Consider the following 24684-nt stretch of genomic DNA (forward strand, 5'->3'; position numbering starts at 1 on the left):
AAAGTCGAGCATCGCGTTATTGATAGGGTTAGTTGCCTAATGCATGGCTGGCACTTGAATTTCCGATGAGTTCAATCTTATAGCCATCAGGATCTTCAACGAATGCAATGACGGTTGTTCCACCTTTAACTGGCCCTGCTTCGCGAACTACTTTCCCTCCAGCAAGCTTGATGCGTTCACAGGTTGCCGCAACATCATCAACACCTAAGGCGATATGTCCAAATGCGGTTCCCATTTCGTAGTTTTCAACATCCCAGTTATAAGTTAGCTCAATAACTGCGCCTTGACTTTCATCGGTGTAACCAACAAACGCGAGAGAATACTTATACTCTGGATTTTCGCTGGTACGAAGTAAACGCATACCCATGACCTGAGTATAGAAATCAATTGAGCGCTGCATGTTGCCAACACGGATCATAGTGTGGAGTAAACGCATGATTACCTCTTGATCTTTATAGTTTTATTGCGAAATATAGCTTTATTACAAAAACTTTGCGCACATATCTGCATATGTCTGGTTAATATAACGTGTATAGATCAAAAAATTCAAATTATCCGGTTTACTTAGCTTTAAGTTGCTACCATTTTATTTTGAAATGACGGGGAGAAAGTTTATACTGGTCAATAAATGGCCTTATTATGGGAATGCTTGACAAACCTGGATATAGGGGAATGAGATGGCTAAACAATTAGAATTTTTTGCTATTCCAAACCCTTGTCGGGGAGTTTGTGAATCTGATCCCCGTGGTTTTTGCCGGGGATGTTATCGTAGTAGGGAAGAGCGATTTATATGGATGAAAGCATCGGATAGTGAAAAAAGAGAAATATTGCGGTTATGTCATCAGAGAAAGCTAAGAGGTCTGAGAAAGAAGGAAGAGGAAAGAAATATTATTCCAAGACAACCGGATTTATTTTAAATCCACTCTGAATTGGCTAAAAAATCTCATTTATATGAATTATAGTTTAGGATGAGCGCAAAAATAAAAATATTACTAGCCATAAATGAGATATTATTTATATTACATTTCTTTTATTTGACATAAGTCATTTAAAAATATCACTTCTGTTGTCTATCTTAATCATTTCAGTAAAAATTTCTTATTAAAGAATTATTTATTGAACAAAAAAGAGGCTATTTTGTTATCTTGTTGTTTTTTATGTTATTTATTTTAATGTTATCAATCTCTGTAAGAGAAAAATGATATTAATGTAAAAATATATAGATTAGTATTTGGATGGCGGTTATTCTTATAGAACTTTAACCGAGTGAAAATGTATATATTTGGGGGGATTGTATTTTTTTGTTGAGATTTAAACTTACACTAGTTTAGTTGAAGGATTATTTTATGCAGTTTATATCGTTGGTGGATTAATGCGCGATTTTATTCGGTGCGCCGTACAATGTCGCTCTTTAGAGCGAAGAAGATGTCAACTTTAAGTAACAAGCTAACGCGATACTAATTAGGTAATTAGCGAAATTGCTGACTCTGCTAATGTAAGCATGATATAGAGTGCGTATCCATTATTCACATGAATAAACTGATTGGATAATTCATTGATGTTATATGAGTCTCTAATTATAAGGAGGGGTAATTGGAATTGACATTGGGATCAGATCTGGCACGTTTAGTCCGTATCTGGCGCGCTTTAATTGATCATCGTTTGAAACCGTTGAAATTAACTCAGACGCATTGGGTGACTCTATACAATATTAGTCAACTACCACCAGAGCAATCCCAGATACAGCTTGCAAAAGCTATTGGTATTGAGCAACCCTCTTTGGTGAGAACGCTTGATCAATTAGAAGAAAAGAAATTGATTACACGCCACACATGTGCCAATGATCGACGTGCAAAAAGAATCAAATTAACCAAAGAATCGGAAAACTTTATTAAAGAAGTGGATAGTGTTATTGGTTCGACAAGAAAAGAAATTTTGGAGGGAATTACTCATGATGAGTTAATTCTGCTTGCTTCTGTAATAAAGAAAATTGAAAAAAATATTAACCAATTGCACAAACAGGTAATATAAAAGTTAATCTATAAGAATAAAATCGCGGCCCAGATCTTGTTACTGGTAAACCGCGATTTTTTATCTTGCGTTATTTGAACATTTTAGAGTGGTGATACAGTCAAAGAATCTCCGCTGTTTGCGATCCTGACACGTTGCCCTTTGCTGAATACGGTGTTGTCTGACTTTTGTACTACGATGGCGTTTTTTCCGCTGTCCATACGAATTTCTAGTTCAATACCTTTCGTTTGGTCTAAAGCACCTTCGATTCTTTGACCAGCCAGACCGCCAGCAATAGCACCCGCAGCGGTGGCAAGCCTTTGACCAGAACCATCACCAACTGTATTACCCAGCAGTCCTCCCAAAACAGCACCACCAATGAGGCCTAGCATATTAGGATCACCAGCTTGCTTACCTTTAATTGTGATGGGACGTACAGATAGAATGGTGCCATAAGTCACAGTCTGAGCTTGTTTGGCTTGACCAATAGAGTAAGTATCACTAGAAAGTGCTCCCATGTCTGCACAGCCAGACAACGTGGTTACTACAACTGCGCCAACCAGGAAACGTTTTAACATAATCACTCCTAATTTTAATGCCCGATAGTGAAGCTTGAGAATAAACTTATCACCAGTTGTTCGGCTACTAATAATGCATATTTACATATAATAAATGTTCACGATGAACTCTGAAAGGAATACTTCCTGACCAAAAGTTTAGCATGTTTTGTGAAGAGCTTTCCAAAACTCAGATTTTATCTCTGACAATGATCATTAAACATATATATTCCGAATAGATGTGTTTTATAGTTTACGCAAGATTAAATGTAATCCACATGTTAAATGTTATCCATTATTTAATAGAGGAGTATTTATGAAGTCAGGACGTTATATTGGTGTGATGTCTGGCACCAGCATGGATGGGGTTGATGTTATTTTGGCGGAGATTAGTGATAAAATTGTTACTCAACAAGTGAGTTATAGCCATCCTTTTCCGCAGGAGCTTAAGCAAAAATTGCTATCTATTTGTCAAGGGCAGCAAACGACATTATCAATGGTCGGAAAATTTGACTATGAGCTTGGCACTCTCTTTGCAAAAGCTGTTCAAGGATTACTGAATAAAGCAGGGCTGACTGCAAATGATATTATAGCAATCGGATGTCATGGGCAGACGGTATGGCATGAGCCGGATGGTGAAAAACCTTTTACCATGCAAATTGGTGACAATAACCGTGTAGCAGCACTTACCAATATTACAACGGTCGGTGATTTCAGACGGCGTGACATGGCATATGGTGGGCAGGGAGCTCCTTTAGTCCCCGCATTTCATATGGCTGTATTGGGCCATCCGACAGAAAGGCGTATCATTTTAAACATTGGTGGAATAGCCAATATTTCAGCTCTTCTGCCTAACTTAGCCGTTAAAGGATATGATACCGGACCCGGCAATATGTTGATGGATGCTTGGACATGGCAGCATAAGCAGTTGCCTTATGACAAAGATGCGCAGTGGGCCAGTGAAGGTACTGTTAATGAATCTTTGCTCCAGAAAATGCTTTCTGATCCCTATTTCGTACGAACGGCACCAAAAAGTACTGGGCGTGAATATTTTAATATGACATGGTTGGAAAAACAGTTAGCTGATTTCCCTGAAGTTGCCCCAGAGGATGTGCAAGCCACATTAGCTGAACTCACGGCTGTAAGCATTGCCCAGCAAGTTATGCTGAGTGGTGGATGTGATCGTCTTTTGGTCTGTGGCGGCGGGGCGCGTAATCCATTCGTGATGAGTCGGTTATCGGCTTTATTGCCTGGAGTTGAAGTGACTACGACAGACAAATATGGTTTGAGTGGTGACGACATGGAAGCTCTGGCATTTGCCTGGCTGGCATTCCGAACAATGTCTGGATTGACTGGTAATTTACCGTCAGTCACAGGTGCGGATAGAGAAACGATTTTAGGGGCAATTTACCCGGTTGTCAGATAATGGATTGGATAATGGTCAGTGAACAGATGATCATTATTAGAAGACAGTTAGCTAACAGATAACAATGATATGCTAATACGCATTAATAAATCGAGAGTTAGAAATGTCAGAAAATAATGAAGCAAATATTGCAGAATTGCGCCGTGAATATATACGTGGTGGATTAAGGCGAAAAGATCTTACTGAAGAACCGATTGAACTTTTTGAACGTTGGCTAAAGCAGGCTTGTGAAGCTAATCTCAGCGATCCGACGGCAATGTGTATTGCTACAGTCGATGAGCATGGGCAACCATATCAACGCATTGTTCTATTAAAACATTTTGATGCTAATAACCTGATATTCTACACCAATCTTGGCAGTCGTAAGGCAAAACATCTGGCCCAGAATAACCGGATCAGTCTCCACTTTCCCTGGTATCAATTGGAACGACAGGTCAGTTTTCTCGGCAGAGCAGAGCGCTTGTCTCCGGTTGAGGTTGTAAAGTATTTTCACAGCCGTCCGAAGGATAGCCAAATTGCAGCCTGGGCTTCTCAGCAATCCTCAAAGATTTCAGCCAGAAGCATTTTGGAAGGGAAGTTTTTGGAGTTGAAACAGAAATTCCAGAATGGTGAAGTTCCTCTTCCGAGTTTTTGGGGCGGATTCAAGGTCAAATTTGACTCCGTTGAATTTTGGCAGGGCGGAACCCATCGTCTTCATGATCGTTTCCTGTATCAACGTGATGGTGATAAATGGAATGTTGACCGTTTAGCTCCTTAAGTTGCAAATTACAGCCAATCAGGCAGTGATTTGCAAAGTAAGGGGAATAATTACTGTTTTTAATACTGGCACTTATATAACTGGCGTTTTATGCTATAGCACTTGATTTATCACGAGATGCTTATATACCCAATAGGCTTCAAGTTGCAGCGTAGCTAACAAAGCGGCAGCGTGAAAGAAGAGTATAGAAATATAAGCAAAATATACAAACTGATGGAGTCATTAATGTCTAGCAATAACCTGATTAAACAACTGCAAGAGCGGGGCCTTGTTGCCCAGGTAACGGATGAAGAGGCGTTAGCTGAGAGACTGACGCAAGATCCGGTTTCTCTCTATTGTGGCTTCGATCCTACCGCTGACAGCTTGCATTTGGGCCATCTGGTTCCCTTGCTGTGTTTAAAACGATTCCAACTTGCTGGGCACAAACCGATTGCATTGGTTGGTGGGGCGACAGGTTTGATTGGTGATCCAAGCTTTAAAGCAACTGAACGCAAATTGAATACAGGGGAAACGGTCAAAGAGTGGGTTGAGAAAATTCGTAACCAGGTTTCTCCGTTCCTGAGTTTCAATGGTGAAAATGGTGCAGAGTTAGCCAATAACTACGATTGGTTTGGTCAAATGGATGTGCTGACCTTCCTGCGTGATATTGGTAAACATTTTTCTGTAAACCAGATGATCAACAAAGAAGCAGTAAAGCAACGCCTTAACCGTGATGATGTTGGTATTTCGTACACTGAGTTTTCCTATAACCTGTTGCAGTCATATGACTTTGCAAATTTGAATAGAGAATATGGTGTTGAATTACAGATTGGTGGATCAGACCAATGGGGCAACATTACTTCAGGTATCGATTTGACGCGTCGCTTAAACCAGAAACAAGTGTTTGGTATGACTGTTCCACTTATCACCAAATCAGACGGAACTAAATTTGGTAAGACAGAGGGTGGAGCAGTTTGGTTGGATCCGAAAAAAACGAGTCCGTACAAATTTTACCAGTTCTGGATTAACACAGCAGATGCGGATGTTTACCGTTTCCTGAAACTCTTTACTTTCATGAGCATTGAGGAAATTAATGCGCTGGAAGAAGAAGATAAGAACAGCGGTAAAGCTCCGCGTGCTCAATATGTACTGGCAGAACAAGTTACTGGTCTGGTGCATGGCGAAGAAGGGCTTGCAGCAGCGAAACGTATCACTGAGAGTTTATTCTCAGGGGCGATTGCTGATTTGACCGAAGAAGATTTCGCTCAATTGGCACAAGATGGAATGCCGACAATAGAATTTGAAAAAGGTGGGGATCTGCAACAAGCACTGGTTACCGCCGAATTTGTTCCTTCCCGTGGGCAGGCTCGTACCATGATCAGCTCTAATGCGGTTTCCATCAACGGTGAAAAACAATCTGAACCGATGTATGTATTTACGGATAATGACTGTTTATTTGGGCGTTATAGCTTATTACGCCGTGGTAAGAAACATTATTGCCTTATCAATTGGAAATAATTAACTAATATTATTATTAAGGGCAACGATAATGTTGCCCTTAATGTATCTGATGTCTTTATAAATATTATCTATACTCGATAAACTTCAAGTTGCAATCCGCAAAACGACGCGAGGCCTTATATTTCCCCGCTGCGCGGGGAAATATAACACGCATCTTGAAGTTGGATTGGTATATTCATAAATTAAAAATAATAAACCAGGTATTATCATGAATAATGTTCTTTCAATTCAGTCTCATGTTGTCTTTGGTCATGCCGGAAACAGTGCTGCTGTTTTTCCGATGCGGCGTATGGGGGTGAACGTATGGGCATTAAATACGGTTCAATTTTCAAACCATACCCAATATCCTCAATGGCGTGGTTGTGTAATGCCGCCGGAACATTTGACTGAAATCGTGCAGGGAATAGGTGAAATAAATAAACTCGCATCCTGTAATGCAGTCCTGAGTGGTTATATTGGTTCTGCGGAGCAGGGAAATTATATCCTTGATATTGTGAAGCGGGTTAAAGAAGCCAACCCTGAGGCATGGTATTTCTGTGACCCTGTCATGGGGCATCCAGAAAAAGGATGCATAGTTGCTCCAGGCGTTGCAGAATTTTTATGTGATAAAGCCCTACCTGCCAGTGATGTTATTGCACCTAATTTGTTGGAACTTGAAACATTGGCTATGCGGAAAATTGGTAGCGTAGAACAAGCTATATTGGCTGCGCGTGAGTTATGTGACAAAGGTCCCAAGATTGTATTGGTTAAGCATTTGAGTCGAGCAGGTTATCAGGCCGATTGTTTTGAAATGCTTTTGGTAACTAAAGAACATAGTTGGCACGTTAGCCGTCCATTAATTGATACAGGGGCACGTCAACCCGTTGGTGTTGGTGATTTAACGAGTGGTTTGTTTCTTGCCAATCTATTGAAAAACCCTTCTTTGACAAATGGAGCAGTACAAGCTGCTTTAGAACATGTTGCAGCTGCGGTCTACGAAGTGATGCTGGAAACGCAAAAGAGTGGGGAATATGAATTACAGATTGTTGCCGCACAAGATAGAATAGTGACTCCAGAACATCAATTTCATGCTGTCAGAATAGATTAATAATAAAAAACAGTGCCACCCATAATTTTTATGGATGGCACTGTTTTTAACATACCATTACTTTAACTCTAACTCATTCATGGCCGCAATGCTGAAGCCACCATCAACATGTAAGATCTCACCGCTGATACCACCAGCCAGATCTGAACACAAGAAGGCAGCCGCATTACCGACATCCTCTGTTGTCACCGTGCGGCGAATAGGTGTAACCGCTTCACAGTGTGCCAGCATCTTACGGAAATCTTTGATACCAGAAGCTGCCAGAGTACGGATTGGGCCAGCAGAGATACCATTAACACGAACACCTTCAGTACCCATTGCATTTGCCATATAACGCACGTTTGCTTCCAAAGAAGCTTTCGCCAGCCCCATGACGTTATAGTTAGGAATTGCGCGCTCGGCCCCCAAATAACTCAAGGTGAGCAGGGCAGAACCCGGATTCAGCATGGTACGGCAGACTTTCGCCATGGCGACAAAGCTGTATGCGCTGATGTCGTGTGCAATTTTGAAACCTTCACGGCTAACTGCGTTAACATAATCACCATCAAGCTGGTCAGCCGGCGCATAACCAATAGAGTGAACAAAACCATCGAATTTAGGCCATACTTTGCCTAATTCAACGAACAATGCGTCGATACTTTCATCTTCAGCCACGTCACATGGCAGAACGATATCTGAATTCAGTGATGCAGCGAATTCTTCGACACGAGGTTTCAACTTGTCATTTTGGTAAGTGAAAGCCAGCTCAGCTCCTTGATCGTGCATTGCCTTGGCAATTCCATAAGCAATAGACAGTTTGCTGGCGACGCCAGTAATGAGAATGCGCTTGCCGGTCATGAAACCCATAGCAGTATCCTTATTGTTCTTTATGATCAAAATTGTTCTTTGTGATCAAACACCAAAAGTCATGGATGAACAGAGATAATAAATCTCTAACCATAACTGCGGTATTTATGGTGAATAAACGGGGGATGATTCTACCATGCCGGAGGAAAATGTGGTGAGTTTCCCATGCTGTTCCGATCAGTGATTACAATACATCCAATAAAAACATTAGGTGATATCCTGTCGCCATGCTTCAGCAGACAGGGCTTCACCAAAATGACTGGCTATCAATTTGCGTGTAATATCATGCAGCGGAGAAGCCAGAACCTCCGCTGTATTGCCACGCTCGACAACTTCTCCTTGATGCATTACCAGCACGTGATCACTGATATGTTTCATCATACCGAGATGCTGGGTGACATAGATATATGAAATACCGTGTTTTTCCTGTAATTCCAGCATCAAGTTGATGATTTGGGAACGCATCGACATATCAAGGGATGCCAGGGCTTCGTCTGCAACAATGATCTGTGGTTGCAATATTAGGGCCCGTGCCAAGGCCACACGCTGTTTTTGCCCTGATGCGAGCATATGTGGGTAATAATTGGCATGATCTGGCAGTAAACCAACTTGACGCAATGTTTGGTTGATACGTTTTTCCCGTTCGGCGGGAGATAATTTCGTATTCAAAATTAACGGCATATCCAGAATCTGACCAATGCGTTGGCGAGGATTCAGTGATGTGCTGGGATCTTGAAAAATCATGCGAATGCGCTGGCTGCGGTAGCTATAATCCCCGTAAGACAGCCTATGACCGTTAATCAGAATTTCACCTGAACTCGGTTCAATAACCCCTGATAACATTCTCGCGAGTGTAGATTTACCGGAACCATTTGCACCAAGGATAGCCAGAGTTTTTTTGGGTTGCAGGGTAAAGCTCACTGGTTTTACGGCGTCAAGTTGATGACGGTGAAATAGCCCGGTTCGATAGCGAAATGTTTTAGTCAGGTTTTTAACTTCCAGCAATGTCTCAATCAATTACGGTTCCTCCATATTCAAAGGGAAATGGCAGGCGAATGCATGGCTCTTAATCACCCGTAGCCGTGGGGTTGCAATACAGGTTTTTTGTGCATAAGGGCAACGTGGTCCCAAACGGCAACCTACCGGCAAATGTTCCAGTGATGGAATAACGCCAGACAGCGTGTTTAACCGGCTTTTGTGTGGTAACGGGCTGCCAAAATCAGGAATTGAACGGATCAGCGCTTGCGTATAGGGATGGTAAGGTTTCACCAGCAACTCATCCGGTGTAGCGCTTTCCACTGTCTGACCGCAATACAGCACATTGATGCGTTTGACCAGTTTACTCATCATTTGCAGGTCATGACTGATTAACAGAATAGTCATGTTGTTGTTCTGATTGAGGCTCGACAGCAAACGGAATATTTGTGCCTGGGTCGTTGGCTCCATTGCATTGGTCGGTTCGTCGGCAATCAGCAATCGCGGCTGGTTGGCAAGTGCAATGGCAATCATCACTTTTTGACATTCACCTTCTGTTAATTCATAAGGGTAACTGCGCATAATGTCAGAGTGATCTTTAATACCAACACGGTGCAACAACTCAATTGCGCGGCGTTTTCGCCAATTAAACCTCTGCCACCAACGGCCTTTATACGTCCACCCGGGAATAGATTGAGTAATCTGTTTACCAATATTTTCTGATGGATCAAGACATGACTGTGGCTCCTGAAAAATCATTGAAATGTTGTGCCCAATGACCTTACGCCGTTGCCGTGGTGTCAGGCGTAATAAATCAATGTCGTTAAAACGGAAACGATCTGCGGTTACTTTGAGGTTATCTTTCGTGACGCCACAAATCGCTTTGGCAATCAAACTTTTGCCTGATCCTGATTCACCAGCCAAACCTAATATTTCACCTTCTGCCAGTGAAATACTCATTCGGTCAACAGCTTTGACGGGACCTTCTGCCGTCATGAATTCAATGGTGAGGTTTCGAATATCAAGTAATGGCATCATTCGACTCCTGCGTTAATAGCGCGGTGCAGCCCATCACCCAGTAAGTTGACCAGCAAAACGCTGAACATAATTGCTGCTCCGGGTAACATAACAGTCCAGGGGGCAGCATAGATCAATTCTAATGAATCTCCCAGCATAGCTCCCCATTCGGGGGATGGTAGCTGTGCTCCAAGGTTGAGAAACCCCAATGCGGCAATATCAAGAATAGCGATAGAGAGGGTACGGGTTAATTCACTGACTATTACCGCAGTGATATTGGGGAGGACGGCATAACGTAAAATATGGTAGTTTGAAGCGCCATCCAGACGTGCTGCAATAATGTATTCTTTATCCAGTTCGTCATGCACAGCCGTATAAACGGTACGTATTATTCTTGGCAGCAATGCCAGGAAAACGGCAATCATGGCATGGTGCAGGCTGGCACCAACAAAAGCAACAACAATAATAGCCAGTAGTAATGAAGGAATAGAAAGCAAGGTGTCAAGAATATGGTTCATAACCGCTGATCTCAAACCATGTGTCATTCCGGCAAGGCTACCGATGATTAATCCTACAATCGCTGACGCCGCAGTGACCACCAATGCTCCCCCGAATGTGGAAGATGTGCCAATTAATAGGCGGCTGAAAATATCACGACCGAGATCGTCAGTTCCAAGGAAAAAGGCGACATTACCGTGATGCGACCATGAAGGCGGCATAAGTTGGGACATGAATTGTTGGTCAAGCCGATATGGGGCGAAAAGAACGCCCAACAGGCACAGTGCAATTAAAATTAACACCCCATAAAAACCTGTCATTGCTAATATATCTGAATAGAAAAACCGCCAGATAACTCTCAATGGCGACGGCATTTTCTTTTCGCGGTAAAAATTATCTAACGGCATACCATTCCTTATGCTTCAGGGGATTAGCCATTGCACCAATAATATCTGTCAGAATATTAACGGAAATAACCAGCGTGCCTACCACCATGACGCCCGCCGAGATGGCGGAATAATCCTGCTGGCGGATAGCGCTGATAAGCCAACGCCCTAAACCAGGCCAGTTAAAGACTTGCTCTGTCGTCATAGCTAATGTGAGCATGGTTGAAAATTGCAACCCTAACTTAGGTATGATGGGTGGCAAGGCATTATGCAATAAATGGCGACGAATGATAGTTAACTGTGATAAACCACGTGTTGCTGCCGACTTGATGTAATTTGCCCCTGAAACTTCTTCTGCACTATTGCGCATCAAACGGATAACTTCAGTAGTAGGAGCAACGGCCAGTGTCATAACGGGCAGAACCATATGCAGAATAACACTCATGATCATTTCATTGCGATAAGGTGACTTTGATAGCCAGGCATCAATCAGTGCAGAACCAGTAACAGGCTCCATCCGGTAGAGTAAATCAAAACGTCCTGAGACAGGCAGCCAGCCCAAATAAAGTGAAAAAAACAGAGTCAGCAGCAACGCCAGCCAGAAAACAGGAATGGAAAAACCACATAGGGCGAACGTACTGATAATGATATCGATTTTTTTATTGCGCCAGACACCCGCAATAATCCCAAGAGGGATGCCAATTAACAATGCCATGGAAAAAGAGAGGACACACAGTTCCATCGTGGCCGGGAGAACAGTGTACAGCTGTTCAATAATCCGTTCCCCATTGATTCTGGAAATACCAAAATCCCATTGAAGTAAACTACGGAAATAGTATACGTAAGCGTCTGTCAGTGATGCACCACTTAAGGCACCATGAGGAGTGAAATACATCAGGCTGAAACTGATTAATGAAAGAAAAAACAACGTTACAACCAGAAGCAATAAACGACGCAGGATATAAATAATCATTTGCTTCCCTTTGTATTTTCATCAGGAACGGTGGCTTCCTGTTCTCGGTAGACTTTATCAAAGGAACTATTGCCAAACGGACTGAGCACCAATCCTTGAATGTTATAACGAGAAATTTGTAAACGCATCGAATAAGCCAGGGGTAACACGGGTAATTGTTGCGAAAGAATTTCTTGTGCAACATGATAATTTTTGATGCGTGAAGCAAGCTGTTGATTTAATAAGGCCTCATGAAGTGCATTATCAAAAACTGAGTTACACCAACGGCTCAGATTCGTTTGCGACGCAATGGCGGCACAACTTAATAATGGGCGGAAAAAACTATCGGGATCATTGCTATCAGTAGACCAGCCTGCCAGCGTCATATCATGGGTTTTATCCATGAGTTGGTTTTCCTGAAAACGGCCTTCGACGGGACGAATAGACATCTTAATACCCACTTGTGCCAAATCGGCTTGAATCAGCTCCGCCATTTTCAGAGGGCTTGGGTTATAGGATTGTGACGCTGTCGGAACCCATAAAGTTAATTCCAACCCGTTTAATCCTAGCTCATTTAACATCTTGCGGGATTTTTCCGGGTTGTATTCGGTGATTTCAGCGCGATTATCATACGCCCATGATGCACGAGGCAAAATAGAAGCCGCTGTCTCTGCCGTACCATAGTAAATGGATTTCATCAGGCGTCGGTTATTGATAGCGTAAGCAATGGCCTGACGAACGGCTAACTGATCCAGTGGTGGTTTACTGGTATTAAAAGCAAGATAGGCAATATTCATGCCTGAACGTAATGTCTGACGCAGATTTGGATCATCATGCAAAATATTCCACTGATTAGCATCGGGATAAGCCAGGACATCACATTCACCCGTGAGTAGTTTTGAGATCCGGCCAGTGCCGCCCGCGCCAGTATCTATAACCACCTGTTCCATGCGTGGTTTACCTTTCCAATACTTATCATGGCGAACAAGGCGGATAAATTGGTCCATCTGATGATCTTCCAGCATGAAGGGACCGGTTCCGACCGGTTTCCAATCTATTTGCCCCTGTCTATTTATTTGCTGCAATTTTTCAGCATATTCCTGAGACAGTATAGGAGCATAGTAGGTTGCCAGGTGCCAGAGAAAAGAAGCATCGGGCGCATTAAGGCGAAATTCGACCGTATATTGGTTGATTTTCCGAATATTTTTTACTGAATCACCAAACTGTAAACTGTCAAAATAGGGATAGTGACCCCCATTAACATCATGATAATCATGTGTCTTATCGAAGACTCGGCGGAAACTGAAAACAACATCATCCGCGTTCATTGCACGGGTTGGTGTAAACCAATCGGTTGATTGGAAAGCAACATGATGACGCAAGTAAAGGCGGTAAGTTGCCCCGTTATCCCGTACTTCCCAATCAGTAGCCAGTTCAGGAACAAGACGATAGGTAAGAGGATCAACACCCAGCAGGCGATTGTAAATCTGTGCAGCAAGTGTATCTACCGTCAAGCCGCTGATAGCCATTTGCGGGTTAAACGTATTCAAATTGCCATTAACGCAATAAATAAAACCGTTCTGCCGTAAGGAGGCCGAAATATGAGGCAGATTTTCCGAGGTACTGTTTGGTCTCGATTCTGGGATCATTTTAGTTGGTTCTGGAATGGGATTCGCAGTCATTTCTGGAGCAGTATTCTTGGCCGCCAGAGTCGGAGCGGAAATCAATAATATAATCCAGTAAATCAAATAACGCATATAAAATGTCAGTCATAAAAAAGAGTTTGGCCATTGTAACTTAATTAACGCGTTCTGCTCAAAAACAACGAACAGATCACGATAATGAGAAAAGTTCTCAATAAAATGCTTTACAAGTGTAATTGATAAGTATTATCATTCGCATGTGCTTTCAGGGAAACACTTTGCAATAGCAAGTATGTATCTCAGAAAAAGCACGACATTGCTCACATTGCTTCCAGTATTTTTATTAGCCGGCTCGGGTGCCGGCTACTTTTTTACCTATCTTTTTTATCTCTCTCTACTCTATCTTGCCATTAACTTCAATACGGTGTTTCTTGATTAACCCGCGGAACTGGTGGTAAGTCAAATGAAGTTTGTCGGCCGCCTTTTTCTGATGAAATTGACTTTCTGTCAAAGCCTGTATGATTAAACCCTTTTCGCTGTCATTTTGCCATTGCCTTAAATCGAGAGGTAAATTGGGAAGGGAGTCATTGGTAATCTCACTCTCAGTGAATGAGGAAGCAGATCGCTGTGATGGTGAAAAGGGATTGATGATGATCGTATTTAATTCATTTTCACTACTACCATGCCGATAAATAGAGCGTTCGATGACATTCTTCAATTCGCGAACATTTCCAGGCCAGTGGTAGGAAAGTAACTGTTGTTTGGCTTCGTCAGTCAATCCGGGAAAAAATGGCAGATCTAACTCACGGCACATCTGAATCGCAAAATTCTGTGCCAGTAACATAATATCCTGTTGCCGTTGGCGCAGTGGTGGGATATGAACCACGTCGAAAGCGAGCCTGTCGAGCAAATCAGCCCTGAATTTTCCACCGGCAGCCATGGCAGGCAAATCTTCGTTGGTGGCACAGATCAAACGTACATCAACGTGTAATGCCCGAGTACCGCCAACACGCTCCAGGTGACCATATTCAATGACACGCAATAATTTTTCCTGTACTTGCATGGGGGCAGTAGCGAGTTCGTCAAGAAACAAAGTTCCGCCGTCGGCTCGCTCAAAGCGCCCTTGGTGTTTTGAACTGGCCCCCGTGAATGCCCCCGCCTCATGACCAAATAGTTCTGAATCAAGCAGATTTTCATTGAGTGCGGCACAGTTCAGGGAAATGAAAGGGCCTTGCCAACGTGGAGAAAGGTAATGTAAGCGTCGGGCAATTAACTCCTTGCCGGTTCCTCGTTCCCCCAGAACTAAAACAGGTTTGTTCAACTTCGCTAATGCGGAGACTTGTTCCAACATTTCAATAAAACAGTTTGCTTCACCTAATAGGTTATCAATGAACTGAGGCATGGTATTTTTCGCCAAAAGTTGGTTAATCTGACTAAATTAGCTAATTGCAATAAAAAAGCAAAGAAAAAATTATATCAATAATTTCAATTGGATAAGAAAAGCAAGAAAGTTGGCATGTATCTTGTATTTAGTTAAGTGCCTTACCGTGTATCTTGTATCCGTATGTAACAATACACAGGCATAACATATATACATTCTAATGAAAGAGGTTTATGACTATGGGTATTTTTTCTCGTTTTGCTGATATCGTGAATGCCAATATCTCTTCTCTGCTGGATAAAGCAGAAGATCCACAGAAAATGATCCGTTTGATGATTCAGGAAATGGAAGACACACTGGTGGAAATCCGCTCGACTTCCGCCCGTACCCTGGCAGAGAAAAAGCAGCTTTTGCGCCGTATCAACATGGGTGAAAACCAAATCGATGGCTGGCAAGAAAAAGCTGAACTGGCACTGAGCAAGGGTAAAGAAGAGTTAGCGCGTGCCGCGTTGATTGAAAAACAGAAAGCCAGTAGCTTAGTTGAAACGCTAACACACGAATTATCCATTCTGGATGAGGCGCTGGAACGCATCAAAGGCGAAGTGATTGAACTGGAAAATAAATTAACAGAAACGCGTGCGAGACAACAATCGTTGGCACTGCGTCATCAGGCCGCCGCCTCTTCGCGCCAGGTACGCCGTCAGTTGGATAGTGGTAAAATCGATGAGGCAATGACGCGCTTCGAACAGTTTGAACGTCGGATAGACCACATGGAAGCGGAAGCAGAAGCTTTTGGACTAGGTAAACAGAAATCACTCGATCAGCAATTTGCAGAATTGAAGGCAGATGATGAAATCAGTGCACAATTAGCGGCCTTGAAAGCTAAAATGAATATCAAAGATCCTCAATGAGGACATATGTCATACATACATAACTAAGGAAAGATAATGGGCTATATATTTCTTGGTATCCCGCTGATCATTTTTGTGCTTTTTGTCTTACCCATCTGGTTGTGGCTGCATTACAGCAACCGCAATCGGGATCAGTTAGGGAACAGTGAAATTCAGCGTCTAGAACAGTTGACCGAGAATGCCAGACGTATGCAAGAACGGGTCAAAACGTTAGAAGATATCCTTGACGCAGAGCATCCAAATTGGAGACAGTCATAATGTCAAATCAATATCGCCGGAAACTTTACCGCCTGCCAGAACAGGGGGTAGTTAAAGGAGTTTGTGCCGGGTTAGCAGACTATTTTGACGTACCCGCTCCGCTTATTCGTACCATCACGGTATTATCACTGTTTTTTGGTCTATTTGGCATAACGCTATTGGCTTATATTATTTTGACCTTTGTCATGGATCCCGCCCCTGCGGGATATTCAGCAGAGGAAAAATATAGAGGGCCATCAGCACAGAAGATGTTAGACGAAATAGATGACCAATTGAAGGCAAGCGAAGCCCGTTTGCGTCAAATGGAACGCTATGTGACTTCTGATACTTACAATGTACGCAGCCGTTTCCGCCAGCTCTGAGCGTAGTGGATAACATGGGATCCGGCCTGTAACAGCAGAAATAATATTAAATTTTGCCAAGGTTACAGGCCAGATGAGATTAATTCACAGTATTCCCATTTAGGAGAAACATGAAACGGTTGCAAAACGAACTCACAGCGCTTGTTAATCGTGGAATGGACCGTCATTTGCGACTGGCGGTAACAGGATTAAGTCGCAGTGGAAAAACCGCATTTATTACTTCCTTGGTAAACCAACTTTTGCATGTTCACAGTGGCGCCAGATTGCCGCTGTTTTCTACCGTGCGCGATGGGCGCTTGCTTGGTGTGAAGCGGGTGCCACAGCGAGATTTTGGGGTGCCTCGTTTTACCTATGATGAAAACATCGCAGAATTATATGACTCTCCCCCTAACTGGCCGACGCCAACCCGTGGTGTGAGTGAAATACGTTTAGCGTTGCGCTATCGTTCTGAAGATTCCCTGTTTCGTTATCTCAAGGAAACGTCTACCCTTTATCTGGAAATTGTCGATTATCCGGGCGAATGGTTATTGGATTTACCCATGCTGGACCAAAATTATCTGGCATGGTCACGACATATGCACGCATTACTGAAAGGGGAAAGGGCGAATTGGGCTAAGTCATGGTTAGCGTTATGCCAGCAATGTGATCCACTGGCACCCGCAGATGAAAATTTACTGGCCAAAATCGCTCAGGCTTATACGGACTACCTGCATCAATGTAAACAGCAAGGTTTACACTTTATCCAACCCGGCCGTTTTATCTTGCCGGGTGATCTGGCGGGAGCACCCGCGTTGCAATTTTTCCCGTGGCCGAATATTGACAAAATTGGCGAGCCGCAATTGGCGAAGGCAGGCAAACACACCAACATCGGTATGTTGCGTGAGCGTTTTGCTTATTACTGTGAGCATATCGTTAAGGCGTTCTATAAAGAGCATTTTCTGCGTTTTGATCGGCAAATTGTGCTGGTGGATTGCTTGCAACCACTGAATAGTGGCCCGCAAGCGTTCAATGATATGCAGCTTGCATTGACACAACTTATGCAGAGTTTTCATTATGGTAAGCGAACCCTGTTTCGTCGTTTATTCTCGCCTTGCATCGATAAACTGCTGTTTGCTGCCAGTAAAGCGGATCATATTACGCCAGATCAACATGCCAATCTCGTTTCACTTTTACAGCATTTGGTACAGAAAGCGTGGCAAAATGCAGCGTTTGAAGGGATCAGCATGGATTGTGTGGGACTTGCATCTGTTCAGGCAACGCAGAGCGGCATTGTCATGCATAAAGATGAAAAAATCCCTGCCATCAAAGGCAATCGCTTGTCAGATGATAAATTATTGACATTTTTTCCGGGCGAAGTGCCACAGCGCTTGCCGAATAGTGAATTCTGGCAGAAACAGGGGTTTAATTTCGAATCATTTCGGCCAAAACAAGCCAATGTCAACACACCGTTACCCCATATTCGCCTGGATAGCGTGATGGAATTTTTATTGGGAGATAAATTAACATGACCGAACCGTTGAAACCGCGCATGGATTTTGACGATCTTGTACAAACAGCGTCCGAACCACCCCTAAAAGCAAAAAGAGAATTCACTGGGCAGGAAAAAGCATTTTATCCGGTTATGTCAGAGCGGGAAGCGGAGGAGCAGGAAAGTGAATTTGAAGGTGCAGTGAATGCTGCGCTGAAACCGCAACGCAGTTTTTGGCGAAAAGTTTTTATCAGTGCTGTCCTGTTATTGGGGGCTAGTGTTGTTGCTCAATGTGTTCAGTGGATATACCAGGCATGGCGGCAACATGACTGGATTGCGCTGGGGATCGCTGCGGCAGGTAGCATGATGGTATTCGCGGGAATAGGCAGCGTGATAAAAGAATGGCGGCGCCTTTACCTTTTGCGGCAGCGTACAGAAGAGCGAGATACTGCGAAAGTGCTATTGCAAAGTCACGGCATTGGCAAGGGAAGGCAATTTTGTGAAAAATTAGCAGAACAAGCGGGTATTGAGCGACAACATCCGGCATTACAGCGTTGGCAGGCTACCGTGCATGAAACCCAAAATGATCGTGAAATTGTCATGCTGTACAGTCAATTAGTTCAGCCTGTCCTGGATACACAAGCCCGGCAAGAGATCAGCCGTTCAGCTGCGGAATCGGCTTTGATGATCGCGGTCAGTCCATTGGCTATTGTGGATATGGCTTTTATTGCGTGGAGAAACATTCGTCTCATTAATCGTATTGCAGCGCTTTATGGCATTGAATTAGGTTATTTCAGCCGCATTCGCTTATTTCGGTTAGTATTGCTGAATATTGCTTTTGCAGGCGCATCAGAATTAGTCAGAGAAGTGGGTATGGACTGGTTGTCACAGGACATTGCCGCTCGTCTTTCTGTACGCGCAGCACAAGGGATTGGCGCAGGGTTACTGACAGCGCGTTTGGGTATCAAGGCCATGGAATTGTGTCGGCCTTTGCCGTGGATTGATGGCGATAAACCGAAGTTAAAGGATTTTCGTCACCAGTTGCTTGCTCAGCTTAAAAGTACGTTACCGATGAAAAACAAAAACACAGCCAAAGATGCAACAAAAAAGTAACCAATTAATAATAACTGTCATACCAGATTGACATTTTATTTTCTTGTAAACTTTTGCTGACAAGGGCTTCATCTATTGGGGAGTAACGGGTAACATTCAGGCAGTTAAGAACATCGTGTAAATAAGGTCAGAAAAATGCGATTGGAAGTGACTTGTCAGGATCGAATCGGGTTAACCCACGAATTACTTGATTTACTGGTTTTACGAAATATTGACCTGAAAGGAATTGAAATTTCTCCTGCGCGTCGTATTTACCTTAATTTTACTCAAATTGATTTCAATATTTTCCGTGAGTTGATGGCAGAAATTCGTCGTATCAATGGTGTCATTGATGTCAGGACAGTTGCCTTTATGCCATCAGAGAAAGAGCATAGGGCGATGTGGACACTACTGGAATCGGTTCCTGAACCCATCTTTTCTATTGACATGAAAGGCAATGTTGAACTGGTTAACTCTGCGGCTTTGGCCTTGTTTGGTGTCAGTAAAGAAAAAATCAGCCAAAAAAACATAGGCCATCTGATTAGCAATTACAATTTCCTGCGCTGGCTTGAAAGTGAGCATCATCAACCCCATTCAGCACAACTCTCCATCAAAGGGCAAGATTATGGGATGGATATTATTTCTATGCAATTAACAGATGAAAATCAGGTGGTTAAGTGTGTAGGGGCGGTCATTATGTTGCGTTCTGATGAACACCAGCCAACGGTGCATATTGAGTCGTCACGTAAAAAATTAACTGTAAATGGTGATAATGCTTTTGAACAGATTATTGCTGTTAGCCCTAAAATGGTTCATATCGTTGAGCAGGCCCGTAAAATGGCTATGCTCGACGTTCCTTTATTGCTTGTCGGTGAGACAGGAACGGGAAAAGATGAATTTGCTAAAGCCTGTCATTTGCGCAGTGCAAGGGGAAAACAGCCTTTTCTTGGGCTGAATTGTGCTTCGATGCCGGATGATGTTGTAGAAAATGAGTTGTTTGGTTATGCAGCGGGAGCCTATCCCAATGCATTGGAAGGCAAAAAAGGATTCTTTGAGCAGGCTAATGGCGGTACGGTTTTGTTAGATGAAATCGGTGAAATGTCGCCACAAATGCAGACTAAATTACTTCGTTTCTTGAATGATGGAACATTTCGTCGTGTCGGTGAAGAGAATGAAGTTAAGGTGAATGTCAGAATCATTTGTGCCACTCAGAAAAACTTAATTGAGCTGGTACAAAAAGGCGAGTTTCGGGAAGATCTTTATTATCGGCTGAATGTCCTAACCATTACATTACCGCCTTTGCGGGAACGTCAGGCGGATATTATGCCATTGACGGACTCTTTTGTAACACGTTTTGCGCAAGAACAGGGCTTACAAAAACCTAAGTTCTCTGCTGATTTAGAGCAGTTTTTGTGTGGTTATCATTGGCCCGGTAATGTCAGACAGCTTCGCAATGCGATATATCAGGCATTGACTCAACTTGAGAGCAACAAACTCAGCCCGCAGGATATCCGGTTACCTGAACTAGAAGCGGAGGTAACATTTAATGAAGATATTCTGGTGGGTTCTTTGGATGAAATCAGCAAGCGTTTTGAGCGCTCTGTACTGACACGTCTTTATCGTCATTATCCCAGTACGCGTAAGCTGGCAAAACGGCTTGGCGTTTCTCACACGGCAATAGCCAATAAATTACGCGAATATGGACTGAGTGGTAAGAAACATTCAGTTGATCATGGAGACGATGAGTAATAACTGAAATATGACTGCTTTTAACAATATTTTATATACCAATCCAACTTCAAGATGCGTGTTATATTTCCCCGCGTCGTCTTGCGGATTGCAACTTGAAGTTTATCGAGTATAGATAAAATAAGCTGGCGACAATAAAATAATTAATTGTGATTTTATCGTCGCCGGGAAATAAGTCTTTAAAGACTATGTTTTAAAAAATGCGTTGCTGTGTGAAAAAACAAAAGCAATAATAAAACAATTATTTCAATGCGGCTAATGCGCTGTCATAATCAGGTTCATTGGTGATTTCATCGACCAATTGGCTATAAATAACGTGGTTATTTTCATCCAAAATAACAACAGCGCGTGCAGTTAGTCCACCTAATGGACCTTCGCTTATTGCAACGCCGTAATCTTCCTGAAATTTCCCGCCACGCAGTGTGGAAAGGGTGACAACATTAGACAGACCTTCAGAGCCACAGAAACGAGACTGAGCAAAAGGCAAATCTGCGGAAATGCACAGTACGACAGTATTGTCCAATTCGCTGGCAAGTTGGTTGAATTTACGGACAGATGTGGCACAAACACCGGTATCAATGCTTGGGAAGATATTAAGCACTTTACGTTTACCTGCGTAATGGCTCAATGTGACATCAGCGAGATCTTTAGCGACTAGCGTGAATTCTTTTGCTGCCTGACCTGCTTGTGGAAAATCTCCGTTAACGGTGATATCACCACCTTGAAACTTGACTGTTTGTGTCATGGTTTAATCCCTCTATAAAGTAAACTACGCCGTCAGTGTAAAGGAATAGTGGGATCTTGCCCACAAAAAATAGATGCAATATTCATGAAATACTCTTCCTTTCTTTAATTAACAATGTCTTATAATTTATTTTTAAGGTGATTATTAGGCGCACCTGATAAAAAAACGCATAATATGTGCACGGAGCAAATATCAATATACTAATGGTCGATTGATCAAACTGTGGTTAAAAGAATATCCGATCACCAATCCCGAAGATGTCGCCTATAGTCATACCATGTATATCATCAAAAAACACAATTGAGCATGAAGAGTAAGTGCGAAATTTAAGTACAAACAAGGAGCAGATGTGGAAGCGATCTATGGCTCGGTATTTAAAGGTTCAAATGCAATTTATGCCTGTCAATTAAATGGCAAGGGAGGCATTACGGCATTCGGGGAAGATTCACTCGTAACCGCAGAGCAGCCAGTTTGGCAACATCTTGATTATAAAAACCTGGATAGTTATCAATGGATTATGAATACAATCTTGCTGCCGCCACCAGTGAAAGAGGGGTTAGTGAGTGATAATATTCGTCCAAAAGTACTGCGCACAGGTGAAGGAACTTTGATTACCTTAAGATCGGTGAACCGTAATGATAATGCGCGTCCCGATCATCTGGTTTCGTTTCGCATCTATATTAATGACCAAATTATTATCTCCAGCCGACATCGAAAAATTCATTCCATCGATCAAATTCTGGATGATTTGCGCAATGGTGTTGGTGCGAAAAGTACAGGGAATTGGCTGGTAGAAATAGCGGGAGCCATTACTGATGAAGCCAATGATTTTATTGAAGAGCTGCATGACAACCTGATTGAGTTTGAAGATGATATTTTGGAGCAGAAGGTTCCTGGTCGCGGAGAGTTAGTATTGCTGCGTAAACAGTTAATCGTTCTGCGCCGATATATGGCACCACAGCGGGATATTTTTATCCGTCTGGCCAGTGAGAAATTGCCCTGGATGAACAATGAAGAACGCCGTTTAATGCAGGAAATTGCAGACCGGTTGAGCAGGGGAATTGATGATCTTGATGGTTGTATTGCCCGAACCGCAGTTCTTGCCGATGAAATTACTTCTATGATGGCGGATGCCATGAACCGCCGTACTTACATGATGTCTCTATTGGCGATGGTATTCTTGCCGACCACTTTTTTGACGGGATTGTTCGGTGTCAATCTGGGAGGAATACCAGGCAATGAGTATCGGTTTGGATTCGGTTTGTTCACTCTTTTGTTGTCATTATTAATGGTGGCTTTTGCGTGGTGGTTAAGGCGAAGCAAATGGCTATAGGTTTGAGATAAATCAATAATTGATCGCCATAATTAAGGCACTATAGCTCCCGCAGGTGAATACAACGTTGAACAATGAACGTTGTATTCCATAATTGTAGTTTTTCTCATATTGAGTTTCACACAGAACCATTGCTCATTAATTATGCCGATACTTGTTTTAGTATCGGCTATTTTTTTGACAGAGTTTAAACAGCCGGTACAAAAACGGCTTATTTTTAAATGTTTGTCACATCAATAAACATTGATTCATCAATATTCGTTGACGATACCACGGCTTCGTTAAAAGCATACTCTTCTCTTTCCCCCTCACGATGCAAGGGCAAGTTGACAAAGTCGAAAATCGTTTTGTCTGCCAATTGGCTTGGGCTAATACTTTGAATAGACTTGAAAATATTTTCCACTCTGCCCGGTGTTTTCTTATCCCAATCTACCAGCATGGCTTTGATTGCTTGCCGCTGTAGGTTTTCCTGGGAACCACATAAATTACAAGGAATGATTGGGAATTTTTTGCTTTCCGCATACTGAATAAGGTCTGTCTCCCGGCAATATGCCAGAGGCCTTATAACGACATTACGGCCATCGTCAGAGCGTAATTTGGGTGGCATCGCTTTCATACGTGCGCCATGGAACATATTCAGGAACAGCGTTTCAACGATGTCATCAAGATGATGTCCAAGTGCAATTTTGGTCGCCCCGATTTTTTCTGCAAAAGAATAGAGAGTGCCGCGACGTAATCTTGAACACAACCCGCAGGTAGTTTTGCCTTCGGGAATTTTCTCTTTGACAACTGAATAGGTATCTTTATCAACAATGTAGTATGGAATATCCAGGCTTTCAAAATATTGGGGTAAAATGTGTTCAGGAAAGCCAGGCTGTTTCTGATCAAGGTTCACTGCAACGACTTTGAATGTTATTGGCGCCGCTTTTTGCAGATTCAACAGAATATCTAACATCGCAAATGAATCTTTGCCACCACTGATACATGCCATTACAACATCATTATCTTCAATCATATTGTAATCAATGATGGCATTACCAACGTTTCTCCGCAGGCGTTTCTGGAGTTTGTTGAATTCAAGTATCTCTTTTCTCGTCTCTTTTTGATTCATTGCGACTTCTCACATTGCCGATTATATCGACTGTAGATTTTCTATACGGATCCTTTGCAGGAGGGGGATTATACGGATTTTTCTTTTTGTTTGAAACATGTCTGTGTCTAACAAGTTTCGGCCCTATACCGAGCGTTGTTGTAAAAGAACACGATGACCGCAGTCACCGGCGATAAGGAAGTGACTAATAGCAACCGAAAAATATACACTGTCTGTTTTATACTAATCAGAGAGTTAAAATCAGAGAGTTAAACTGGAGAAAATATGCTGTTAAAGCGGGGCGTTATCCTTGTCAAGTTGTTGCTGGTAGGCGTTATATTAGCGGGTTGCAGCGGGCAGCAAGCAGATATTTCATCAAGCCGATACAAACATTATCAATATTCTGATCTGGGTATTTATCTGAGTAAAGATGCCAGTGAAAGTTGTTCTGATGCTGGGGGAATTCCGGCATTAACCAAGCAATTGAGTGGACATCAAGTTCCTGTTTGCCAATTGGCGAATGGTCGTCGTTGTAATGAACAGGCTTTGTTGGATGGTGGGTGTACATCCTTTTAACTTAGGGAAAACCAGATATCACTCTGGTTTTCCCCGGCAGTATTATTACGGCCTATTCCAATAAA

25 protein-coding genes and 1 pseudogene are annotated in these 24684 nt (G+C 42.7%); 15 read left to right on the plus strand and 11 right to left on the minus strand.

The genetic code is table 11. The annotated features are described in order from the left end of the window. Positions 1-28: 28 nt before the first annotated feature. Entirely contained in the window at positions 29-436 is a 408-nt protein-coding gene (gloA, locus tag ABLA76_RS06560) for a lactoylglutathione lyase (protein WP_348987323.1), read from the minus strand. 241 nt (positions 437-677) lie between these two features. Here gloA and ABLA76_RS06565 point away from each other — a divergent pair, with 241 nt between their 5' ends. Both ABLA76_RS06565 and slyA read left to right on the plus strand, forming a co-directional pair. After that, a complete protein-coding gene (locus tag ABLA76_RS06565; RefSeq protein ID WP_072059779.1) occupies positions 678-917 on the plus strand; it encodes a DUF1289 domain-containing protein in 240 nt (79 codons plus the stop codon). 676 nt (positions 918-1593) lie between these two features. After that, positions 1594-2031 (plus strand): transcriptional regulator SlyA, encoded by a 438-nt coding sequence (slyA, locus tag ABLA76_RS06570; RefSeq protein WP_348987324.1) that lies wholly within the window; start codon positions 1594-1596, stop codon positions 2029-2031. 83 nt (positions 2032-2114) lie between these two features. On the opposite strand, the gene ABLA76_RS06575 is transcribed toward slyA, so the two are convergent. Continuing rightward, positions 2115-2588 (minus strand): glycine zipper 2TM domain-containing protein, encoded by a 474-nt coding sequence (locus ABLA76_RS06575; RefSeq protein WP_047769879.1) that lies wholly within the window; start codon positions 2586-2588, stop codon positions 2115-2117. 295 nt (positions 2589-2883) lie between these two features. On the opposite strand from ABLA76_RS06575, the gene anmK reads away from it, so the two are divergent. The 4 genes from anmK to pdxY all read left to right on the plus strand — a co-directional run bounded on the left by anmK (position 2884) and on the right by pdxY (position 7337). Further along, the gene (gene anmK, locus ABLA76_RS06580) at positions 2884-3993 is read left to right on the plus strand and encodes an anhydro-N-acetylmuramic acid kinase (RefSeq protein ID WP_348987325.1); all 1110 of its coding nucleotides are present in this window, start codon (positions 2884-2886) and stop codon (positions 3991-3993) included. A 103-nt stretch (positions 3994-4096) separates the two neighbouring features. Beyond that, positions 4097-4750 carry a pyridoxamine 5'-phosphate oxidase gene (pdxH, locus tag ABLA76_RS06585; protein ID WP_348987326.1) on the plus strand — a complete coding sequence of 218 codons (654 nt, stop codon included), beginning with the start codon at positions 4097-4099 and terminating at the stop codon, positions 4748-4750. 225 nt (positions 4751-4975) lie between these two features. Beyond that, on the plus strand, positions 4976-6247 hold the full coding sequence (tyrS, locus tag ABLA76_RS06590; RefSeq protein WP_348987327.1) for a tyrosine--tRNA ligase: 1272 nt from the start codon (positions 4976-4978) through the stop codon (positions 6245-6247). 211 nt (positions 6248-6458) lie between these two features. Further along, positions 6459-7337, plus strand: coding sequence for a pyridoxal kinase PdxY (gene pdxY / locus ABLA76_RS06595; RefSeq protein ID WP_348987328.1), 879 nt, complete (start codon positions 6459-6461; stop codon positions 7335-7337). A gap of 57 nt (positions 7338-7394) precedes the next feature. Here pdxY and fabI read toward each other — a convergent pair whose 3' ends face one another. From fabI to pspF, 7 genes are all read right to left on the minus strand, one after another. Then, the gene (gene fabI / locus ABLA76_RS06600; protein WP_047769869.1) at positions 7395-8183 is read right to left on the minus strand and encodes an enoyl-ACP reductase FabI; all 789 of its coding nucleotides are present in this window, start codon (positions 8181-8183) and stop codon (positions 7395-7397) included. 207 nt (positions 8184-8390) lie between these two features. Continuing rightward, a complete protein-coding gene (gene sapF / locus ABLA76_RS06605) occupies positions 8391-9200 on the minus strand; it encodes a putrescine export ABC transporter ATP-binding protein SapF (protein WP_348987329.1) in 810 nt (269 codons plus the stop codon). Beyond that, positions 9201-10193 carry a putrescine export ABC transporter ATP-binding protein SapD gene (gene sapD, locus ABLA76_RS06610; RefSeq protein WP_047769865.1) on the minus strand — a complete coding sequence of 331 codons (993 nt, stop codon included), beginning with the start codon at positions 10191-10193 and terminating at the stop codon, positions 9201-9203. Continuing rightward, on the minus strand, positions 10193-11080 hold the full coding sequence (gene sapC, locus ABLA76_RS06615) for a putrescine export ABC transporter permease SapC (protein WP_348987330.1): 888 nt from the start codon (positions 11078-11080) through the stop codon (positions 10193-10195). The genes sapD and sapC overlap by 1 nt, the downstream gene beginning before the upstream one ends. After that, complete coding sequence (gene sapB / locus ABLA76_RS06620) at positions 11067-12032, minus strand: putrescine export ABC transporter permease SapB (RefSeq protein ID WP_348987331.1); 966 nt, start codon at positions 12030-12032, stop codon at positions 11067-11069. The genes sapC and sapB overlap by 14 nt, the downstream gene beginning before the upstream one ends. Further along, positions 12029-13768: an ABC transporter substrate-binding protein SapA gene (gene sapA / locus ABLA76_RS06625; protein WP_348987332.1), complete on the minus strand. Its 1740-nt coding sequence runs from the start codon at positions 13766-13768 to the stop codon at positions 12029-12031. Before sapA ends, sapB begins: the two co-directional genes overlap by 4 nt. Positions 13769-14048: 280 nt before the next feature. Further along, positions 14049-15056, minus strand: coding sequence for a phage shock protein operon transcriptional activator (gene pspF / locus ABLA76_RS06630; protein ID WP_348987333.1), 1008 nt, complete (start codon positions 15054-15056; stop codon positions 14049-14051). A 218-nt stretch (positions 15057-15274) separates the two neighbouring features. Here pspF and pspA point away from each other — a divergent pair, with 218 nt between their 5' ends. The 6 genes from pspA (at position 15275) to tyrR (ending at position 20875) form a co-directional block, all read left to right on the plus strand. After that, positions 15275-15946, plus strand: a complete 672-nt coding sequence (pspA, locus tag ABLA76_RS06635; protein ID WP_348987334.1) for a phage shock protein PspA — start codon at positions 15275-15277, stop codon at positions 15944-15946. 36 nt (positions 15947-15982) lie between these two features. Further along, positions 15983-16204, plus strand: a complete 222-nt coding sequence (gene pspB, locus ABLA76_RS06640) for an envelope stress response membrane protein PspB (RefSeq protein ID WP_047769854.1) — start codon at positions 15983-15985, stop codon at positions 16202-16204. Next, a complete protein-coding gene (pspC, locus tag ABLA76_RS06645) occupies positions 16204-16566 on the plus strand; it encodes an envelope stress response membrane protein PspC (protein WP_047769852.1) in 363 nt (120 codons plus the stop codon). The genes pspB and pspC overlap by 1 nt, the downstream gene beginning before the upstream one ends. A gap of 110 nt (positions 16567-16676) precedes the next feature. Beyond that, on the plus strand, positions 16677-18074 hold the full coding sequence (locus ABLA76_RS06650) for a YcjX family protein (RefSeq protein ID WP_348987335.1): 1398 nt from the start codon (positions 16677-16679) through the stop codon (positions 18072-18074). Continuing rightward, positions 18071-19147: a YcjF family protein gene (locus ABLA76_RS06655; RefSeq protein WP_348987336.1), complete on the plus strand. Its 1077-nt coding sequence runs from the start codon at positions 18071-18073 to the stop codon at positions 19145-19147. Before ABLA76_RS06650 ends, ABLA76_RS06655 begins: the two co-directional genes overlap by 4 nt. A gap of 135 nt (positions 19148-19282) precedes the next feature. After that, positions 19283-20875 carry a transcriptional regulator TyrR gene (tyrR, locus tag ABLA76_RS06660; RefSeq protein WP_348987337.1) on the plus strand — a complete coding sequence of 531 codons (1593 nt, stop codon included), beginning with the start codon at positions 19283-19285 and terminating at the stop codon, positions 20873-20875. A 241-nt stretch (positions 20876-21116) separates the two neighbouring features. Here the strand turns inward: tyrR and tpx are convergent, their stop codons facing one another. Next, positions 21117-21620, minus strand: a complete 504-nt coding sequence (gene tpx, locus ABLA76_RS06665; protein ID WP_285810564.1) for a thiol peroxidase — start codon at positions 21618-21620, stop codon at positions 21117-21119. A gap of 190 nt (positions 21621-21810) precedes the next feature. Here tpx and ABLA76_RS06670 point away from each other — a divergent pair. Together ABLA76_RS06670 and zntB are read left to right on the plus strand one after the other, a co-directional pair. Then, positions 21811-21924, plus strand: a pseudogene (locus ABLA76_RS06670) (hypothetical protein); the annotation flags it as partial. A 45-nt stretch (positions 21925-21969) separates the two neighbouring features. Further along, complete coding sequence (gene zntB / locus ABLA76_RS06675) at positions 21970-22953, plus strand: zinc transporter ZntB (RefSeq protein ID WP_348987338.1); 984 nt, start codon at positions 21970-21972, stop codon at positions 22951-22953. 217 nt (positions 22954-23170) lie between these two features. On the opposite strand, the gene ttcA is transcribed toward zntB, so the two are convergent. Then, entirely contained in the window at positions 23171-24064 is an 894-nt protein-coding gene (gene ttcA, locus ABLA76_RS06680) for a tRNA 2-thiocytidine(32) synthetase TtcA (protein WP_047769840.1), read from the minus strand. A 264-nt stretch (positions 24065-24328) separates the two neighbouring features. Between ttcA and ABLA76_RS06685 the strand changes: the two genes are divergently transcribed. Then, entirely contained in the window at positions 24329-24619 is a 291-nt protein-coding gene (locus ABLA76_RS06685; RefSeq protein ID WP_348987339.1) for a DUF333 domain-containing protein, read from the plus strand. Positions 24620-24684 lie beyond the last annotated feature (65 nt).

Source organism: Xenorhabdus sp. SGI240, assembly GCF_040081915.1.
Taxonomy (GTDB): domain Bacteria; phylum Pseudomonadota; class Gammaproteobacteria; order Enterobacterales; family Enterobacteriaceae; genus Xenorhabdus; species Xenorhabdus bakwenae.

Excerpts from the sequence above, each read along its gene's own strand:
- gloA (WP_348987323.1), bottom strand. The coding sequence starts at position 436 with ATGCGTTTACTCCACACTATGATCCGTGTTGGCAACATGCAGCGCTCA.
- ABLA76_RS06565 (WP_072059779.1), top strand. The coding sequence starts at position 678 with ATGGCTAAACAATTAGAATTTTTTGCTATTCCAAACCCTTGTCGGGGA.
- ABLA76_RS06575 (WP_047769879.1), bottom strand. The coding sequence starts at position 2,588 with ATGTTAAAACGTTTCCTGGTTGGCGCAGTTGTAGTAACCACGTTGTCT.
- anmK (WP_348987325.1), top strand. The coding sequence starts at position 2,884 with ATGAAGTCAGGACGTTATATTGGTGTGATGTCTGGCACCAGCATGGAT.
- pdxH (WP_348987326.1), top strand. The coding sequence starts at position 4,097 with ATGTCAGAAAATAATGAAGCAAATATTGCAGAATTGCGCCGTGAATAT.
- tyrS (WP_348987327.1), top strand. The coding sequence starts at position 4,976 with ATGTCTAGCAATAACCTGATTAAACAACTGCAAGAGCGGGGCCTTGTT.
- pdxY (WP_348987328.1), top strand. The coding sequence starts at position 6,459 with ATGAATAATGTTCTTTCAATTCAGTCTCATGTTGTCTTTGGTCATGCC.
- fabI (WP_047769869.1), bottom strand. The coding sequence starts at position 8,183 with ATGGGTTTCATGACCGGCAAGCGCATTCTCATTACTGGCGTCGCCAGC.
- sapD (WP_047769865.1), bottom strand. The coding sequence starts at position 10,193 with ATGCCATTACTTGATATTCGAAACCTCACCATTGAATTCATGACGGCA.
- sapC (WP_348987330.1), bottom strand. The coding sequence starts at position 11,080 with ATGCCGTTAGATAATTTTTACCGCGAAAAGAAAATGCCGTCGCCATTG.
- sapB (WP_348987331.1), bottom strand. The coding sequence starts at position 12,032 with ATGATTATTTATATCCTGCGTCGTTTATTGCTTCTGGTTGTAACGTTG.
- sapA (WP_348987332.1), bottom strand. The coding sequence starts at position 13,768 with ATGCGTTATTTGATTTACTGGATTATATTATTGATTTCCGCTCCGACT.
- pspF (WP_348987333.1), bottom strand. The coding sequence starts at position 15,056 with ATGCCTCAGTTCATTGATAACCTATTAGGTGAAGCAAACTGTTTTATT.
- pspA (WP_348987334.1), top strand. The coding sequence starts at position 15,275 with ATGGGTATTTTTTCTCGTTTTGCTGATATCGTGAATGCCAATATCTCT.
- pspB (WP_047769854.1), top strand. The coding sequence starts at position 15,983 with ATGGGCTATATATTTCTTGGTATCCCGCTGATCATTTTTGTGCTTTTT.
- pspC (WP_047769852.1), top strand. The coding sequence starts at position 16,204 with ATGTCAAATCAATATCGCCGGAAACTTTACCGCCTGCCAGAACAGGGG.
- ABLA76_RS06650 (WP_348987335.1), top strand. The coding sequence starts at position 16,677 with ATGAAACGGTTGCAAAACGAACTCACAGCGCTTGTTAATCGTGGAATG.
- ABLA76_RS06655 (WP_348987336.1), top strand. The coding sequence starts at position 18,071 with ATGACCGAACCGTTGAAACCGCGCATGGATTTTGACGATCTTGTACAA.
- tyrR (WP_348987337.1), top strand. The coding sequence starts at position 19,283 with ATGCGATTGGAAGTGACTTGTCAGGATCGAATCGGGTTAACCCACGAA.
- tpx (WP_285810564.1), bottom strand. The coding sequence starts at position 21,620 with ATGACACAAACAGTCAAGTTTCAAGGTGGTGATATCACCGTTAACGGA.
- ttcA (WP_047769840.1), bottom strand. The coding sequence starts at position 24,064 with ATGAATCAAAAAGAGACGAGAAAAGAGATACTTGAATTCAACAAACTC.
- ABLA76_RS06685 (WP_348987339.1), top strand. The coding sequence starts at position 24,329 with ATGCTGTTAAAGCGGGGCGTTATCCTTGTCAAGTTGTTGCTGGTAGGC.